This window comes from Hymenobacter cavernae (genome assembly GCF_014641455.1).
Lineage (GTDB): Bacteria > Bacteroidota > Bacteroidia > Cytophagales > Hymenobacteraceae > Hymenobacter > Hymenobacter cavernae.
This window is the reverse complement of record NZ_BMHT01000002.1, coordinates 814574-830904: the sequence shown is the minus strand read 5'-3', so window position 1 is coordinate 830904 and position 16331 is coordinate 814574. Positions and strand designations below refer to the sequence as shown.

14 protein-coding genes are annotated in these 16331 nt (G+C 56.2%); 9 read left to right on the top strand and 5 right to left on the bottom strand.

What is annotated here, in order from left to right; genetic code table 11:
• The first annotated feature begins 14 nt into the window (after nt 1–14).
• From IEX74_RS07820 to IEX74_RS07805, 4 genes are all read left to right on the top strand, one after another.
• Nucleotides 15–2453 (top strand): penicillin acylase family protein, encoded by a 2439-nt coding sequence (locus tag IEX74_RS07820; protein ID WP_188812807.1) that lies wholly within the window; start codon nt 15–17, stop codon nt 2451–2453.
• Between the two features lie 20 nt (nt 2454–2473).
• Nucleotides 2474–2956 (top strand): energy transducer TonB, encoded by a 483-nt coding sequence (locus IEX74_RS23475; protein ID WP_373285542.1) that lies wholly within the window; start codon nt 2474–2476, stop codon nt 2954–2956.
• 22 nt (nt 2957–2978) lie between these two features.
• Nucleotides 2979–3353, top strand: a complete 375-nt coding sequence (locus tag IEX74_RS07810; protein ID WP_188812803.1) for a hypothetical protein — start codon at nt 2979–2981, stop codon at nt 3351–3353.
• A gap of 173 nt (nt 3354–3526) precedes the next feature.
• Nucleotides 3527–3808 (top strand): hypothetical protein, encoded by a 282-nt coding sequence (locus tag IEX74_RS07805; protein WP_188812801.1) that lies wholly within the window; start codon nt 3527–3529, stop codon nt 3806–3808.
• A gap of 101 nt (nt 3809–3909) precedes the next feature.
• On the opposite strand, the gene IEX74_RS07800 is transcribed toward IEX74_RS07805, so the two are convergent.
• Nucleotides 3910–5148: an alpha/beta hydrolase family protein gene (locus IEX74_RS07800; protein WP_188812799.1), complete on the bottom strand. Its 1239-nt coding sequence runs from the start codon at nt 5146–5148 to the stop codon at nt 3910–3912.
• 334 nt (nt 5149–5482) lie between these two features.
• Between IEX74_RS07800 and IEX74_RS07795 the strand changes: the two genes are divergently transcribed.
• The 3 genes from IEX74_RS07795 (at nt 5483) to IEX74_RS07785 (ending at nt 8505) form a co-directional block, all read left to right on the top strand.
• Nucleotides 5483–6070: an energy transducer TonB gene (locus tag IEX74_RS07795; protein WP_188812797.1), complete on the top strand. Its 588-nt coding sequence runs from the start codon at nt 5483–5485 to the stop codon at nt 6068–6070.
• An 89-nt stretch (nt 6071–6159) separates the two neighbouring features.
• Nucleotides 6160–7146, top strand: coding sequence for a hypothetical protein (locus IEX74_RS07790; protein WP_229755146.1), 987 nt, complete (start codon nt 6160–6162; stop codon nt 7144–7146).
• Nucleotides 7147–7479: 333 nt separating this feature from the next.
• Nucleotides 7480–8505: a hypothetical protein gene (locus tag IEX74_RS07785; protein ID WP_188812794.1), complete on the top strand. Its 1026-nt coding sequence runs from the start codon at nt 7480–7482 to the stop codon at nt 8503–8505.
• A 181-nt stretch (nt 8506–8686) separates the two neighbouring features.
• Here IEX74_RS07785 and IEX74_RS07780 read toward each other — a convergent pair whose 3' ends face one another.
• Nucleotides 8687–10258 carry a DHA2 family efflux MFS transporter permease subunit gene (locus IEX74_RS07780; RefSeq protein WP_188812792.1) on the bottom strand — a complete coding sequence of 524 codons (1572 nt, stop codon included), beginning with the start codon at nt 10256–10258 and terminating at the stop codon, nt 8687–8689.
• A gap of 84 nt (nt 10259–10342) precedes the next feature.
• On the opposite strand from IEX74_RS07780, the gene IEX74_RS07775 reads away from it, so the two are divergent.
• The gene (locus tag IEX74_RS07775) at nt 10343–10714 is read left to right on the top strand and encodes a four helix bundle protein (protein WP_188812790.1); all 372 of its coding nucleotides are present in this window, start codon (nt 10343–10345) and stop codon (nt 10712–10714) included.
• Nucleotides 10715–10853: 139 nt separating this feature from the next.
• Here IEX74_RS07775 and IEX74_RS07770 read toward each other — a convergent pair whose 3' ends face one another.
• The 3 genes from IEX74_RS07770 to IEX74_RS07760 all read right to left on the bottom strand — a co-directional run bounded on the left by IEX74_RS07770 (nt 10854) and on the right by IEX74_RS07760 (nt 13924).
• On the bottom strand, nt 10854–11954 hold the full coding sequence (locus IEX74_RS07770; protein ID WP_188812788.1) for an HlyD family secretion protein: 1101 nt from the start codon (nt 11952–11954) through the stop codon (nt 10854–10856).
• Between the two features lie 111 nt (nt 11955–12065).
• Nucleotides 12066–12506: a universal stress protein gene (locus tag IEX74_RS07765; RefSeq protein WP_188812786.1), complete on the bottom strand. Its 441-nt coding sequence runs from the start codon at nt 12504–12506 to the stop codon at nt 12066–12068.
• An 86-nt stretch (nt 12507–12592) separates the two neighbouring features.
• The gene (locus IEX74_RS07760; RefSeq protein WP_188812784.1) at nt 12593–13924 is read right to left on the bottom strand and encodes a TolC family protein; all 1332 of its coding nucleotides are present in this window, start codon (nt 13922–13924) and stop codon (nt 12593–12595) included.
• Between the two features lie 275 nt (nt 13925–14199).
• On the opposite strand from IEX74_RS07760, the gene IEX74_RS07755 reads away from it, so the two are divergent.
• Nucleotides 14200–16320, top strand: a complete 2121-nt coding sequence (locus tag IEX74_RS07755; RefSeq protein WP_188812781.1) for a sigma-54-dependent Fis family transcriptional regulator — start codon at nt 14200–14202, stop codon at nt 16318–16320.
• Nucleotides 16321–16331: the final 11 nt, after the last annotated feature.

Sequence of the window (16331 nt, the reverse complement as noted above, 5' to 3'; positions counted from 1 at the left end):
GTTACTTGCCGACTATGATACGTTGGCTTAAAGCGTTGCTCGCCCTGCTCGTCACTGTTGCGCTGACCTGGGCCCTGAATACCCGTCTCGGTGCGGTGCCGCCGTTCGGCAAATTTCTAAGTCCGTTTCGGGGTTTCTGGCGCAACGGCGAAACTGCTAACGACTTTCCGGCACAGCAAAACCTAGCTTTGCCTGGCCTGCAACAACCTGTACAGGTACGCTTCGACGACCAGCGGGTGCCGCACATTTTTGCCCAGAACGACCATGACCTCTACTACACTCAGGGCTACCTCACGGCCCGCGACCGGCTCTGGCAGATGGACTTCATCACGCACGTCGCGGCGGGTCGGCTGGCGGAGATTATAGGGAAAGAGCGGCTGGAAACGGACCGTTTCTTCCGGCGCATGGGCCTGACGTATGGCGCCCGCAAGTCGCTGGATAAGGCAATGGCTGACCCGACTGTGCGCACGGTGCTGACTTCGTATTCTGATGGCATCAATGCCTACATCAACTCGCTCACGCCCAGCACTTACCCGTTCGAGTACAAGCTGCTCGACTACGCGCCGGAGCCGTGGGAACCTTTGAAATGCGCGCTGATTCTGAAGTACATGGCCTTCGACCTCACCGGCCGCTCCGACGACTTGCGCCTGAGCAACGCCCTGGGCAAATACGGCCCTGAGGTGGTGCGCGACCTGTTCCCCGATTATCCGATGCGCGAAGATCCAGTGATTCCGGAAGGCACGCCGCTCGACTTCAAGCCGGTGCCGGTGCCCGCCGCGCCAGCCGGCTTTGAGGCGGATTACTCGCCCTTGGTGCCGCAAAATCAACCTGACCCCGAGCTAGGTTCCAACAACTTTGCTGTGAGCGGGACCAAATCGGCGACGGGCTACCCGCTGCTTGCCAACGACCCGCACTTGCAGCTTAACCTGCCGAGCATCTGGTACCAGACGCAGCTTGCCGCGCCGGGCGTGAACGTGTGCGGGGTGGCAATTCCTGGAGCGCCGTTCATCATTATTGGCTTCAATGAGCAGGTAGCCTGGGGCGTGACCAATACCTACGCCGACGTGCTCGACTGGTACCAGTTGAAGTTCAAGGACAACACGCGCCGCGAGTACTGGCACGACGGCCGCTGGAAACCCGTGCGTCGCGTGGTGGAGCGCATCAAAGTGCGCGGGCTGCCCGACCGCCTCGATACGGTCCTCTACACGCACCACGGCCCCATCGTGTACGACCACAACGAGAAGCCCTTTCTGCCGCAGACGCCCATCCTGCACGCCATGCGCTGGACGAACCACGACGCCGCCAACGAGTATCTGACCTTCTACCGCCTCAACCGCGCCCGCAACTACCAGGACTATACCGCAGCCCTGGCTACCTACGGCGCGCCGGCCCAGAACTTCATCTTTGCTGATAGTCAGAAGGATATTGCCATCTGGCCTAATGGCTTACTGCCGTTAAAATGGAAAGAGCAGGGCAAGTTTATTCTGGACGGCACCAATCCGGCGTACGACTGGCAAGGCTGGATTCCGGCGGCGCAAAATCCGCATGTAAAGAACCCGCCGCGGGGCTTTGTGTCGTCCGCGAATCAGTTTTCCGCGAATCCTAAGGACTATCCCTATTACCTCAACTGGAACTACGGCGACTACGAGCGCGGCCACCGCATCAATGAGCGCCTGGCTCGCATGAACCACGCCACGCCCGACAGCCTGCGCGTGCTGCAAAACGACAACCTAGGTTTGAATGCCCGCCTGATACTCCCTAGGTTGCTCGGTTTGGTGCAGCCTACGCAGCTTTCGGCGGCCCAGCAACAGGCGTATAACACCTTGCAAAGCTGGAACTTCTACTACGATGCGCACGCCACTGGCCCGACCATCTTCGAGCTTTGGTACAACAACTTAGCAAAGCGCATTTGGGATGATGATTTCGGCAAAGCCACCGGCCTGGAAATGCGCTACCCCACCCGCGACCGGACGAACACGCTCCTGCTGCAAGAACCCAACTCCCAGTGGATCGACGACTCGCGTACGCCCGCCAAAGAAACCCTGGCCGACCTAGCGCGTCAGTCGTTTCTGTTTGCCACCGATTCGCTCACGCGTAAGTTTGGTCCATTCGGCCCGAAGTGGGCGTGGGCCAACCAGAAAAGCACTGATATTCTGCACTTGGCGCAGCTGCCCGGCTTCGGCCACATGGACCTGGATGTGGGCGGCGGCGCGGGTATCGTGAATGCTACTTCCGAGCGCAATGGCCCTTCGTGGCGCATGGTGGTGGCCCTGGGTCCGCAGGTGCAGGCGTACGGCGTGTTCCCCGGCGGCGAATCCGGCAACCCCGGCTCACCTTTCTACGACGACATGATTGAGACGTGGCGTACGGGCCAGCTGCATCCGCTGGTGTTCCTGCGCACCGCCGACGAAAAGAACCCACGGGTAAAAGCGGCGTGGGTACTAACCCATTAACTGCTATTTGTGCCGTCACTATGAAATACGCAGTAGCACTTTGTCTGACACTGATAACAAGAGCCGTTTGGGCGCAGAGTGCTCAACCTGACCTAGGTTCGGCTGCTTCGACAAAGGCTCCAAGCTCTAGGAGTAGCGTGTATTTCTGTGTAGAGCACATGCCGGAGTATCCGAATGGTGGGTTCAGCGGTGTACTCCGTTACTTTGCGCAAAACGTACGACTGCCTGAAGAAGTGAAATCGGGCCGAGTGCAAGGACGGGTATTTGTAAGCTTTGTGATTGATGCACAAGGAAGAGTTCAAGATGCTACTATTATGCGCGGCCTCTTACCGGCTGCCGATCTGGAGGCTCTGCGCGTAGTTCGGAGCATGTCTCAGTGGCTACCAGGTAGTCAGAATGGTGTTAATGTGGCCGTGTCCCTGACGCTGCCCATTATGTTCAGCCTGAAACCAGCCCCAATTCCATACAAAATAGGAGGTATATCCTGTGACGGTGACGAGTGATCTTTCATTCAATTTCTAAGCTATGCTTCTCTTCCTACTCATTTTAATCGTTGCCGCAATAGCCCAATCCTTCCTTCCGTGGTGGATTGTAGCACCTATTTCCTTACTGCTGGCGGCCGGGCTAGGTCGCACGGGCGGGCGCAGCTTCCTGGCGGGCTTTGCGGGGGTAGGGCTAGGTTGGGCAGCCGTTGCGACCTGGCTGAACGTGCAGAACGATGGCCTACTTGCGCACCGCGTAGCGCAGCTCTTGCCGCTGGGCGGCAGTAGTTGGGCACTGGTGCTCGTCACGGCTACCGTCGGCGGGTTGGTTGGCGGCATGGCAGCGCTGGCGGGCTGTTGGCTGCGGCACGCGGCGCTGGGCAACCGTAATCGTGTTGGAGAAAGCGCTACTGTTTAGCTTCTGCTACTCAGGCTCTTAGTTCAACCTAGGTACTTCAGAAAGAAGCCCATGATCTTTTTCGTTGTCGGCGCAACAGCCGCTGCCAAACGGCGTACCTTTTCCTAGGTTGCCGTGGCAACGCAAGCCGCTACGCGACCTGGCTTCTTCTCACCACCCTAACTTTTGCGATTATGTCGAAGCAATCTGGAAAACGCAGCCAACACGACCCCAAAGCTGGCCCAAATGCCAATAGCGAAATCAGCAACCAGTCGTCGGAAAAAGCCCAGCACGCGGGTTCCACCGACCACGACCGCTCAGTCCGTAGTGGCCTGTCGGGCCAGGCCAGCCAACCGCACATTGCCACCGACGAAAACCTCCAGGATCGGGTTGCCGGCGACATGGAAAGCGGAACCGGCATGACCGCTCCCACCGAAAAAGGCCAAGCCAGCAAAAACGGCGACCGGCACGGCTGAGCCGTATTATTACGAGCTTAAATACATAGAATTGCCTAACAGAAAAGGCCAGCTCTGCGCAGAGCTGGCCTTTTCTGCTAGGCAATTCTATTGCTAATCAACTACTTCAGCTCCGTGTTATACTGCGAGATGAAAGCGTAAACGGCCAGCGTGTACGTAGCAACCGAGGTGAAGTGGTTGCCGCCCTGAATCGGGCGCAACTCTACCTGCTTGGCGCCGCGGGCCTGCATGGCGTTGTAGGCATCCTGCGAGTTGAAGAACGGCACGTAATCATCAGCGGTGCCGTGGAAGAGCGCGAGGGGCGCAGTCGGCTTCCAGTCGTAGATGTCGTTGTCGCGGAAGGCGGCTAGCATCTTGGCATCCGTCTTTTGCAGAACGCCGCTGCGGAACGAGTCGGTGAAGAGCTGGCTCGGATAATCGGGCACGTCGCTGAACATATTGGCTTGCAGCTGCGTGGCATACGGCGCCTTGAAGTAGTACGACAGCAGCCGGTTGATGCCGTACACCCGGTTGTAGGTATCGAGCACCCACACGTAGGTACTGAGGAAGTTCAGCGGCTTGTCAGAATTGAGGATATACTCCGCAAAAGCCGACTTGTGGTAAGCGCCGGCCCCTGGCGCACAGGCGGTTACAGCAAACTCATTGGCGTATTTTTCCTCAATCAGCTTGTGCAAAGCTAGGGTGGCGAAGCCGCCTTCCGAGTAACCTAGCAGGAAGTTCTTCTGGTTTAGCTGCACCTTCTGCTGCTCGCAGAAATGCCGGGCAGCCCGCATCATATCCAGCGAAGCCGAGGCCAATGACGCAGCGTGCTCATACGGGTGCGGATAGGCTTTGGAAGCGCCGTAGCCAATGTAGTCAGGCGCCGACACGATGTAGCCCGTTGAGGCCAGCACCGACACCGCCGACCAGATGTCGCTGCCCTGCCGGTAAGCGGAAGGGCCATTGTCGCCGCTGGAAGAAGGTTGAATGGTGCCGTGCTGGTAACTAAGCAGCGCGAGCGGCTGTTGCACTACCGGCACCAACAAAGCGCCGGAAGCCGTGATGACCTTTCCATCCGTGTTCAATGTGTTGTAGGTCAGCTTGTAGGCCTTGATGGGATATTTGATCAAGGCTCCGGCCAAGGGCACTTCCGCGATGCGGCCGGCTAGGTCGCTGGTCGAGTATTCGCCGATGAGGGTGCTGCTGAGGAGCTGGCCGGTCTGGGGAGCCGACGGCGTAGTAGCGGTGGGCTCGGGCTGGGTTACGTCCTTTTTGCAGCTCGGCGCAGGCGCTACGAGCAACGTCAACCCCAGAAACCAGGCTAGGCTGCGGAGCTGAAAACGAGATTTATTAAAGATCAAGTGGAGTTAGCTTATGGGGTTCGTATCTGGGTTTATAACACCCAGGTCAACACAAAAAATTCGCTAAACCGGCTTTAGCAGCTGATTAGAAGGAGAATACAGCTTTTCCTAAGATGAATGATAGAGCCCCGGCTACATCTACTGAAAACCACCTAGGTCATATAGAAAGCCACCGTTTTGTAGCGCGAAAATCTGTTTCGCGCTACAACCCACGCTCTTTCATAAAGGCTACTGCCTAACCATACCTAGGTTTCTGCAGTAAACCCAAGTATCTTCCTAATCAGTTAACGTTAAGCAGTATAGTTACTTACCTCTCAATCTAGCGCATACCGCCATGCTACGCCACTCGCTTGCTCCCCGGCCCTGGACCCAATCAGTTGTTGCTTCTGTTGGCATTGTGATTCTGCTGACTTTGGCTTGTGAGAAAGCCGTTGAGCTAGCAGGAGCGTCTACCGCGCCCACCAAACACAAAAGATGGCTGGTAGCGCCTATGCCCCCAGCCGAGAAGCTTCTCCCGTGGGGATTACGCAGTAAGCAGGAAGGTCCTCACGCCTATGTCGAGCAGATGCCGGAGTACCCCGGCGGTTCGGCGAAGCTTATGCGCGACCTCAGGACAAACCTACATTATCCGAAGGCGGCGTTGGCGGCAGGACTTACCGGAGCTGTGTTTGTCGAGTTTGTGGTGGAAAAAGATGGCACTATCTCAAATCCGCAGATAGCAAGAGGCATTCTGGTACCGGCCAGCCAAGCCGCGGCCGCGCGGGCCATGCATGAAGAGGCCTTGCGGGCGGTACGGTCATTGCACGAATACTGGCAGCCAGGCCGCTGGCAAGGACAAGCCGTGCGGGTGGCGTATACCGTCCCGGTTAGCTTCGACCGTCTGACTTACCTTTCTGCTATTCAACGTGCTACTGATCATTAAAAAGTAAAAAGGCGAGCGTTTCTGTAGTCTACCTTGTTAGGGAGGTCGTATCTTAGAACCACCTTTGCCCTAGAACCAACTAACTTCTGGTGTTTCCATTTAACTTCAGCTTCTTCTTAAATCTGCTGCTTCTCAGTCTGGTTGGCGCCGTGGCAGTGCCACCAGGCTGCACCGAGCAGGAAGTTCGCAGCGCCGCCCTCACGCCTGCCCAGCTAGCCCAGATCAAGCAGCAGCTCGTACGCCAGGATTCGCTTCGCGCTGATTCTGTGGTTCGCGCGGGTGGGCTGCTGCCGGGTACGCTGCTCCCCACCACCCGCATTGTGGCTTACTACGGCAACCCGGTACACGCCAAAATGGGTGTGCTAGGTCAGTACCCCAAAACGGAAATGCTACGCCGCCTCGGCAAGCAGGTGCAGGAGTGGGAGAAAGCCGACCCGAAAACACCCGTGCAGCCGGCCTTGCACGCCATTGCCGTCATTGCCCAGCACGACGCCGGCGCCGACGGCAAATACCGCATGGCCTTGCCCGATTCCGTGATTGAGCGCGTGGTAAACTGGGGCCGGGAGCAGCACGCGCTGGTATTCCTGGATGTGCAGGTGGGCCTGAGCACGCTGCCCGAGGAGCTGCCGCGCCTGGAGAAATACCTGCGGCTGCCGTTCGTACACCTAGGTATCGACCCGGAGTTTTCGATGAAATCGGGGGCGCGGCCGGGCACGGAAGTCGGCGAGTTTGATGCCGCGGATGTCAACTACGCCCGTCGGTTCCTGGCGCGCATCGTGAGCGAAAACCAGCTGCCGCCGAAGGTGCTGGTGGTGCACCGTTTCCGGCAGGATATGCTTACCAACTATCAGGCTATCAGGCTCGACCCTAGGGTACAGATCGTGATGCACATGGATGGCTGGGGCACGCCCAGCATCAAGCGCAGCTCCTACCGCAAGTTTATCCAGCGCGAGCCGGTGCAGTACGCGGGTTTCAAGATCTTCTACAAAAACGACCGGCGCAACGAGTCGCGCCTCATGACGCCGCAGGAAGTAGCCGCCCTCAAGCCCGACCCGCTGTACATTCAGTACCAGTAACTTCCGTGGAGCGACTGAGTAAAAATGCGCTGTCCTGACAACGTTTGTCATCCTGAGGAACGAAGGACCTCCCTCTGCTAAGCACAAAGCCCTTGATGAACCACTTAGGTTGATCAGGAGCTTTGAGGCTTTTAGGAAGGTGGTCGTATATCGGAGGGAGGTCCTTCGTTCCTCAGGATGACAATGACTTCACTCAGCCACTCCGTGCGAAGCCACTCAGTCACCCGGCACGGCATAACACAGGATTGCTGGGCAAAATACAAGAGCTCGGCCCGCGCTAGGCCGGAAAACTCGTAACTTGAGCCGGCTCTTTCATTTTACTACTTTTTTTCAGTGTCTTATTTCCGATCCTTTACCTCTCTCCTACCTTCTTTAGGTCTCGTTATTTCGCTGGCAAGCCTGCCAAGCTGCGGAAGTCGCTCCGAGAGCGACAAGCCTGACACCAAGCAAACGGCCGAAGTGCCCACCACTCCTGCCCCTGTCGACAGTCTCAAGCTGAAGCTGGCCATTATGCGCCGCGATTCGCTTCGGGCCGACTCGATTGCCAAAAAAAATGGTCAGCTGCCTGGCGCCATTTTACCCGGTCACCGCATCGTGGCGTTTTATGGTAATATCCGAGCCAAAGGCATGGGCATCCTAGGTCGGGAGCCAAAGGAAAAGATGTTCCGCAAGTTTGAGGGCGTGTTGAAGGAATGGCAAGCCGCTGACTCTAGCTTACCCGTTCAGCCGGCCCTGCACAGCGTGACTATCACCGCCCAAGGCGCCGCCGGCAAAGACGGCAAATACCGTCTGATGAACTCCAAAGCGACAATTGAGGAAACCATCAGCTGGGCCAAAGAACACAACTGCATTCTATTCCTGGATGTGCAGGTAGGTTTGAGCGACCTGGAGCACGAGCTGCACAAGCTGGAGCCGTATCTGAAAGATCCAATCGTGCACATGGGCATCGACCCAGAGTTTGCGATGAAGACCAAAGGCGTGCGGCCTGGCAAAAAAATCGGGACCTACGACGCCAAGGACGTGAACTACGCCATCAACTTTCTGGCGCGCATCGTGAGCGAAAACAACCTACCGCCTAAAGTACTGACCGTACATCGCTTCACGCAGGGCATGATTACGAACTATAAAAACATCAAGCTCGACCCTAGGGTGCAGGTGGTGATGCACATGGATGGCTGGGGCAACCCGACCCTCAAAAAAGATTCGTACCACGACTACATCCAGACCCAGCCTGTGCAGTACACCGGCTTCAAGCTCTTCTACGAGTACGACCCCCGGCCCGCCCCGCACCACATGATGACGGCCAAAGAAGTGCTGGCCGAACTCACCCCCAAGCCGCTCTACGTGCAATATCAGTAGGGGAAATAGTGAGATGGTGAAATGGTGAGTTTGACGTTCGAACGGCTCTTGAAGCTTACCTCCAATGCAGATGGCCCCGGCAACTAGTTGCCGGGGCCATCTGCATTGGAGCGTTCAAGTAGTTAGGGGGAACTAGTTCGAACATCAGACTCACCATTTCACCATCTCACTATTTCACTCTTTAGTGTGCGGCGTTCAGGTCTACTTTCTCACCAGGGTTGGCGCGCTTGATAAGCAGCACTAGCGGCAGGCAAAGCAGGAAGAACCCACCGATCATCAGGAAGATCTGCGCGTAGGTAATGATGGCAACTTGCTTCATCAGCGTGCCTTCCAGGGCAGCATATGCTTGTTTCTGAGCAGTAACCAGATCAGCGCCTTTCGACATGAAGTTGGCAATAAAGCCTTGCAGACGCTGCTGCGTTTCGTTGCTGTAGAGCGAAATATTCGGTAGCAGCGCTACGCGGTTGTGCATGGTAGCACGCTCCAGGTACGTACCTACGAGTGCCACCCCGAACGAACCACCTAGCTGGCGGATCATACCGGTAAGACCAGCGGCCTGACCAGCATCTTTACCCCGAATACCCGACAACGACATCGTGGTGATAGGCAAGAACAGCAAGCTCAAACCTAGGCCGCGAAGCATAAGCGGCCAAAAGAAGTCACTTTGACCAGCCATCGGCGTGATCTGGGTGCTCATCCAGTACGAGAAGATAAAGAAGATAAAGAAGCCCACCGGAAGCATAAATTTCTGCGATACGCCCGCCTGAATCATCTTACCCACAATCGGCATCATGAAGCCCGAAAGCAAGGCGCCTGGCAGCAGCAAGTAACCCGTTTGCTCCGCCGAGAAACCTAAGATGCGCTGGCAGAAGATCGGGAACACAAACACCGACGCAAACAGGCCGAAACCTAGGATGAATGACAGAAAGGCTCCAATAGCAAGGTTGCGGCTTTTGCCCAACACCCGCAGGTCGACAATCGGCTGCTTGGCCGTTAGCTCGCGCCAGATAAAGCCGACCATACCGATAATGGTCAGGATGGTAAACCACACAATGTAAGGCTCCTCGAACCAGTCTTCCCGCTCGCCTTGCTCCAGCACCAGCTGCAACGAGCCAACACCTAGGATCAGCAGGAACACACCCGCCCAGTCGATTTCGAGGAACGGTCTGGGAATGGCATTCTTGATGCGCTCGGGGTCGCGGATGAAGAGGGCCGTGAAGATGGCGGCGAGAATACCCACTGGCACGTTCACGTAGAAGATCCAGGGCCAGTCGTAGTTGTCTACGATGTAGCCACCTAGAGTTGGGCCAATCGTGGGGCCGATAATCACACCCATGCCAAACAGCGCCTGCCCGAGGGCCAGCTGGTTGGGCGGGAAGGTATCAATGAGAATGGCTTGCGAAGTAGCCATCAGCGCGCCGCCACCCACGCCTTGAATAAAGCGGAAGGCGACCAGCTCCCAGATATCGGTGCTCTGCCCGCACGCCATAGAGGCCAGCGTAAACAGAATAACCGAACCTAGGTAGTAGTTTTTACGACCAAACTGCTCGCCCAGGAAGCCCGTCATCGGAATGACGATAACGTTGGCAATGGCGTAGGAGGCCACCACCCAGCTTACTTCCTGCTGCGTAGCCGAAAGGTTACCCATCATCTGGGTGAGGGCCACGTTCACGATGCTGGTATCAATCAGCTCGAGTAGGCAGCACATCACCACCGTGATGACGATAATCCATTTGGTGAATCCAGTTTCCATGCGGAGAAATGGTGAAGTAGTGAAGTGGTGAGTTTGGTGTTGTACTTGCTGTAAACTCGCCTTATCTATTCACCTTATTACTTAATGAGAGAGGAAGCTATAGTTACTTTATCGTTCAATGAAACGTATCGCGCCCGGACCAAAGAAGCTTCCTTGCGGGTGATCCGTTTAGCACAGCAACTGCCTAACACAGCTGAAGCCAGCGTTATCAGCAAACAGCTTCTACGATCTGCTACTTCAGTTGCAGCCAACTTTCGTGCTGCCTGCCGAGGCCGCTCGACAGCCGAATGGTATGCCAAGCTCTGTATTTGCGTAGAAGAGGCAGAGGAAACATTATTCTGGCTCGAATTACTAGGTGACGCAGGTATTATCTCCAAAGCTCGACTAAAAAGCCTGGAGCAGGAATACCTAGAAATTTTGTCAGTGCTAGCTGTTGCTCGCAAGAAGGCGAGGTAGCAAAATGATGAGGTGATGAAATTGCGGGATAGCAAGATCAGTACTCCGCTTATGCATGTGGCTATACTTTGCATAAGTGGTGTTTTTTGTACGACAACTTACCAGCACACCATTCACCACTCACCACCTCACCATTTCACTATTTCACCTTCACCGTTGCCGTCACGCTCATACCGGCGCGCAGCGGGTGCTCGGGGTCTACTTTATCGAGCACGATCTTTACAGGTACGCGCTGGGTTACTTTCACGAAGTTGCCGGTCGAGTTGTCGGGAGGCAGCAGGGCAAAACGGGCGCCCGTAGCCGGCGACAACGACTCGATGTGGCCCTGGAACTCCTCATTCGGATAGGCGTCTACCTCAATGCTCACGAGCTGGCCTACTTTCATGTTTTCCAGCTGGGTTTCTTTGAAGTTGGCAATTACCCAGGTACGCTCGCTGGCCACAATGCCGAACAACTGCTGACCGGGGGCTACTACCTGACCAGGCTGCACGCCTTTTTTGCTCACGATACCATTAACCGGCGCCATGATGGTGGTGTAGCTGAGTTGCAGCTTGGCATTGTTCAGGTCCGTCTGGCGCTGTTTTACCACGGCTTGTGCCACGGCTACTTGCTGCTGCGCTGAGGCTACTTGCTGGCTAGCTACGCGTACTTGCTGCTGCGCCGTGGCAGCTTGAGCAGTTGTCGATTGCAGGTTAGCCTGCACCGCATCGTAGTCGCTCTGCGGGATGATGTCTTCTTTGCGCAGGAAGGTGCTGCGCTGCAAATCTTTCTGCAAGCGGGCGCGGTTGGCGGCACTCACACCAATAGTGGCACGAGCAGCGCTTACGTTAGCCTGGGCCGTACCGATAGCAGTGCGAGCTGCGGTCACATTGGCCTCGGCGGCAGCTAGAGCTGCTTCAGCAGCATCCACGCGCTGCTGGTAGTCGGCGGGGTCGATGGTAATCAGTACGTCGCCTTTCTTCACGACCTGGTTATCATCTACTTTCACTTCCAGCACTGGGCCACCTACACGAGGGATGATCGGATATACGTCGCCTTCTACCTGGGCATCGTCTGTGTCTTCGTGCGTCTGGCCGAACTGGTAGCGCTGCCACCCGAAGTAGCCGCCCACCAGCAGAATCAGGGCTAGGATAACAAGAATAATGGGGCGCTTAGAACGACCTTCTGGTTGCTCGTCCAGGGGCTGAGCAGCGGTTTGATTTGGCGCTACGGCCGGATCGTGTTGAACAGAGGTTGCCATATGAAAAGCTTAGAGAATAAGATTCAGGGAAAAGAGAATGAGAATGAAATGCGTTTCGAAAGCTAGGTTCCAAGGAAGGCAGCTAGCCTGCGTACGCCTATTCTGAGTGAACTACGCTGACTGACGATACTGAGTATCAGCCGCACAAGGTTTTACGAGTAAAGTGGCGCAAGGTGCGGCCCGGACAACGGCTTCGGCGGTGCTTCCCATCAAAAAGCGGGTAAGCCCCGTTTGGCCGTGTGCTCCGATAACTACCAAATCGGCCGGATGGCGCTTGGCTTCGGCCACGATTTCGGTGGCGGCCTCGCCTTGCAGCAGCACGGTGCTCACCCGAGCGCCGGCTTCTTCGGCGCTTGCCCGGTAGGTAGCGAGCTGCCGGGCCACTTCCAGGTCGTGCGAAGCGGAAGGCGTCAGCACTTTTGGCTGGGGCTCCAGCACATGGATCAGCCGCAGCTCAGCACCCGCGGCTACAGCCAGGGCCGTAGCGTACCGCATGAGCGGCGCCGAAGCAGCCGAAAAGTCAAGCGGACAAAGAACAGTGGTGAGATTCATGAAAAAGTGACTGAGTAACTAAGTAGCTGAGTAACTGATTTCTGTAGCCTGCTATTACTCAGCTACTCAGTTACTCAGACTACTCCTTACCAGATCTGCTCGCCGGTGGCGCGCTTGAGCTGGTACTGACCGATAGTGTAGTTGTAGATAGATTGCAGGCGCGACAGGCGCGCTTGGGCCAGTTGTGTTTCAGCGTCCAGCACGTCGAGGTTGGTACCTACGCCGTAGCGGTAGCGCGACTTGGCCCGGTTCAGGGCGTCAGTGGCCTGGTTCACTTGCACGGTCGAGTTGTCGTAGCGGGCGCTGCTCGACTGCATGTTATTCACGGCTTGCTGCACGTCGGAGCGCACGCGGTTCTGCGTGTCCTGAATGCGAGCCTGCGCCGCCCGGATATTGGCCGAAGCTTCTACCCGTTGGTTCTTGTTGCGATTACCGTCGTAGATCGGCACTGCTAGCTGTACGCCAATCAGCGAGTTAGCCCGGAATCTGTTCAACTCAGGCACATACCCGTTCTTACCCCCCGCCTGGGCTTGCGCACCTAGGCTAGGCAAGTTGCTCTTCTCGATGAGGCGTAGCTGTGCCGTAGCAGCAGCTTCGGCGTCGCGGGCGGCTTTCACCTCCGGCCGATTTTCAGCGGCTTGCGCGAACATAGCATTCACATCTACCTGCTGCGGGTTGTAGTTGAAGGCGCCACGTACCGGCACTTCCGCGTACTCGGGGCGGTGCAGCAACCGCGCTAGCTCCGCCTGCTGATTATGCAGCTGGTTTTGCAGATCAATGCGAGCGTCTTGTGCCTGGGCAATGCGCACCAGGGTACTCGTCACGTCGAATTGCGTGCTCACGCCTCCCTGCACGCGCTTTTCCATTTCGCGCTGGTGCTGCTGAAGCGAGGCAATCTGCGCCTCCTGCACCCGGATGCCCTGGCGCAAGAACAGAATAGAATAATATACCTGTACGGCCTCGTAAGCTAGGTCGCGCTGGCCGGTAATCACGTTATCAGCTACGGTTGTAGCAGCTGCCGTTGCGGCGTTCACCGTGGCAGCATTTTTCCCAAAATCCAGCAGCATATACTGCGCCGTGATGTGGGTGTCGTAGTTGTTGTTAGGAGCTAGCTGGAAAACGGTCGTACCGCCATCAGCACTCGGGAAAGGCAGCTTTACTACCGGATCGACGCGAGTATACGTGGCCGTACCCGTTACGTAAGGCAGGTAGCCGGTACGGCTTTGCGCCACGCGCCCTTGAGCCGCATTTACCTGCTCTTGTAAACTTAGAAGGTTAGGATTCGCTTCCAGTACCGCGTGGATGGTAGCATCCAGCGTCAGGGAGTCAGCCGGAACGGCTGTTTGAGCTTGTGCTGCACCCGCTGTTAGAAGCCCAAAGGCCAGCAGAGATGTCGCAAGTTGAGGTCGAAAATGCATACGTGTGTACGACTTGTTGGTACCGACCTATTACCTAACCTTGTGCCAGCCCCTATTAAAAGGACTTTAATCGTTGTAAATACTTGATAATGAGAATAAAAAAACATTAAAATAATTTTAATGTTGTGTTAAAAAGTATAATAAGCAGCCTTTATTTTCCTATTATTTAAGGAATTACTGACTACATTTCCTCAAATAATAGGAATAATAGTAATCTTGGCAGTACTTTTACAGGAGCATTTATCCTTCTTTTTAGACCTTTATTCGTTCGCTATATGTCTGAAAAATCATCGGCAGCTACCTCGACCTCCAACCAGGATGAGTCGCTTTTGCTGTACCTGAACGAAGCTATTGCTACTACACGCGACAAAGAGTCGTTGTTTAAGATCGTAACCGAGAAACTGCGGCTGATTTTCCCCTTCGACACCATCGTCATTGTCACTCTTGACCCGGAGGGTCGCTACCGACGGCTTTTTTTTCGTGATTATTTAACCGTCAGTGGTTTAACTCCAAAGCACAGCAGCAATAAACCTACCTTAGTGGCTGGCACGGCCACCGAGTACTTTCTGCGCAACCCGGAAGTACACACAATAGCTATCCAGGATGTGCTGAATCGGTACCCGGACTCGCCCTTCTCTTTGATGGTAGACCAGGGCATTCACTACATCACTATTGCGCCGATGCGCACGGGTGGCACGCAGGTAGGCCTGCTGTGCCTAGCTTCGCGCAAGCATCCACATTTCGGTGAGGCTGATGTGACGCTGCTGGAAAAGATCAGCAGCCTGGTGGCCGTAGCGGTCAGCAATACCATTGCCTTCGAGGAAATTGCCCGGCGCGAGCGGGAAAAAACCATTCAGCTAGCCGTTAATAACGCGCTACTGACCATTAAGGAGCGAGAGCAGCTTTTTCAGCGGGTGGCTAGTGAAATCAACCGCGTAGTACCCTACGATTACTTTGGCGTGCGAATTCAGCGGCGCGGTGGGACCCGCGAGGCCTTTGTAGAGCTACGTAAACAGCCTGGAAGCACTACCTTCGAACCGCTCGACCCAAACCGCTGGAATGACGTGCCGGATTATCACCAGATGGAAGCGGAAGCGTTTGAGCTGTTCCTGAAGCCAGCTTTGTATGCGGGCGAGCAGTTCGCTGATCTAGCTCAGCACTACCGCTTGTTCGACCAGATCCGGCGAAATTATGGTACTTACTCCATCTTAACCGCGCCGCTTTGGGTACGCGACGATCAGGCAGCCGTGCTCATCCTGTCAAGCCAGCAGGATAGCAACTTCACTGAGGAAGACCTAGAACTGATCATGGGATTGGTGCCGCAGATTACGTTGGCGCTGAAGAACTTATTTGCTTTCGAGCAAATCGAGAGCCTGCGGGCGCAACTGGAGCGGGAGCGTACCTACCTCATCGACGAAATTAACACCACCGCCAACTTTGGCGAGTTTGTCGGCAACAGCCCGGCCCTGCAGCCGGCGCTTACGCGTCTGACGCAGGTGGCGCCCACCGACACGACGGTGCTGATTACGGGCGAAACAGGCACGGGCAAAGAGCTAGCTGCCAGAGCCTTGCACAATCTTTCGCCACGCAAGGAGCGTGCCCTTATCAAGCTTAATTGCGCGGCTTTGCCGGCTCAGCTGATCGAAAGTGAGCTGTTTGGGCACGAGAAAGGCGCTTTCACGGGTGCCGTGGACCGGCGCATCGGCAAATTTGAGCTAGCCGACGGCGGCACTATCTTTCTGGATGAAGTGGGAGAATTGCCGCTAGATTTGCAGGCCAAGCTGCTGCGCGTGTTACAAGAAAAGGAGTTTGAGCGCATCGGCGGACGGCGCGTCATCAAGACCGATGCGCGCGTGATTGCCGCCACCAACCGCGTGCTGGAAGATGAGGTTGCCGCCGGCCGTTTCCGCGCCGATCTGTACTACCGCCTCAACGTTTTTCCGATCAGGCTGCCCGCTTTGCGCGAGCGGCCGGAAGATATTGAACCGCTTATTCGCTTTTTCCTGGAGCGCCTGACCAAGAAGCTAGCTAAGCCCGTGCGTGGCCTGCGCGAACGGGACTTGCGCGCCATGCAGCAGTATAGCTGGCCCGGCAACATCCGGGAGCTGGAGCATGTGCTGGAACAAGCTGTTATTGTCTCGACGGGCCCCTTTCTGGAGTTTGCAGGCTTTTCGGCCGCGGCCGCGCAAGCTTCACCGCCCGTTCCGCTCCCAGATAATACCCCCATCAAAACGTTGCGTGACCAGGAGCGCGACCATATTCTGGCGGCGCTGAAGCGCACAGGCGGCCGGGTCAGTGGCCCCAACGGCGCGGCCGTACTGCTCGATATCAACGCTAAAACGCTGGAAGCCCGCATGAAAAAGCTAGGTATTCGGCGTACGGTGGGCGTAGAGTAGCTGTGGAGTAA

Bases quoted from the DNA above. Each gene is read 5' to 3' on its own strand.
- IEX74_RS07820 (WP_188812807.1), top strand. From the start codon at position 15: ATGATACGTTGGCTTAAAGCGTTGCTCGCCCTGCTCGTCACTGTTGCG.
- IEX74_RS23475 (WP_373285542.1), top strand. From the start codon at position 2,474: ATGAAATACGCAGTAGCACTTTGTCTGACACTGATAACAAGAGCCGTT.
- IEX74_RS07810 (WP_188812803.1), top strand. From the start codon at position 2,979: ATGCTTCTCTTCCTACTCATTTTAATCGTTGCCGCAATAGCCCAATCC.
- IEX74_RS07805 (WP_188812801.1), top strand. From the start codon at position 3,527: ATGTCGAAGCAATCTGGAAAACGCAGCCAACACGACCCCAAAGCTGGC.
- IEX74_RS07795 (WP_188812797.1), top strand. From the start codon at position 5,483: ATGCTACGCCACTCGCTTGCTCCCCGGCCCTGGACCCAATCAGTTGTT.
- IEX74_RS07780 (WP_188812792.1), bottom strand. From the start codon at position 10,258: ATGGAAACTGGATTCACCAAATGGATTATCGTCATCACGGTGGTGATG.
- IEX74_RS07775 (WP_188812790.1), top strand. From the start codon at position 10,343: ATGAGAGAGGAAGCTATAGTTACTTTATCGTTCAATGAAACGTATCGC.
- IEX74_RS07770 (WP_188812788.1), bottom strand. From the start codon at position 11,954: ATGGCAACCTCTGTTCAACACGATCCGGCCGTAGCGCCAAATCAAACC.
- IEX74_RS07765 (WP_188812786.1), bottom strand. From the start codon at position 12,506: ATGAATCTCACCACTGTTCTTTGTCCGCTTGACTTTTCGGCTGCTTCG.
- IEX74_RS07760 (WP_188812784.1), bottom strand. From the start codon at position 13,924: ATGCATTTTCGACCTCAACTTGCGACATCTCTGCTGGCCTTTGGGCTT.
- IEX74_RS07755 (WP_188812781.1), top strand. From the start codon at position 14,200: ATGTCTGAAAAATCATCGGCAGCTACCTCGACCTCCAACCAGGATGAG.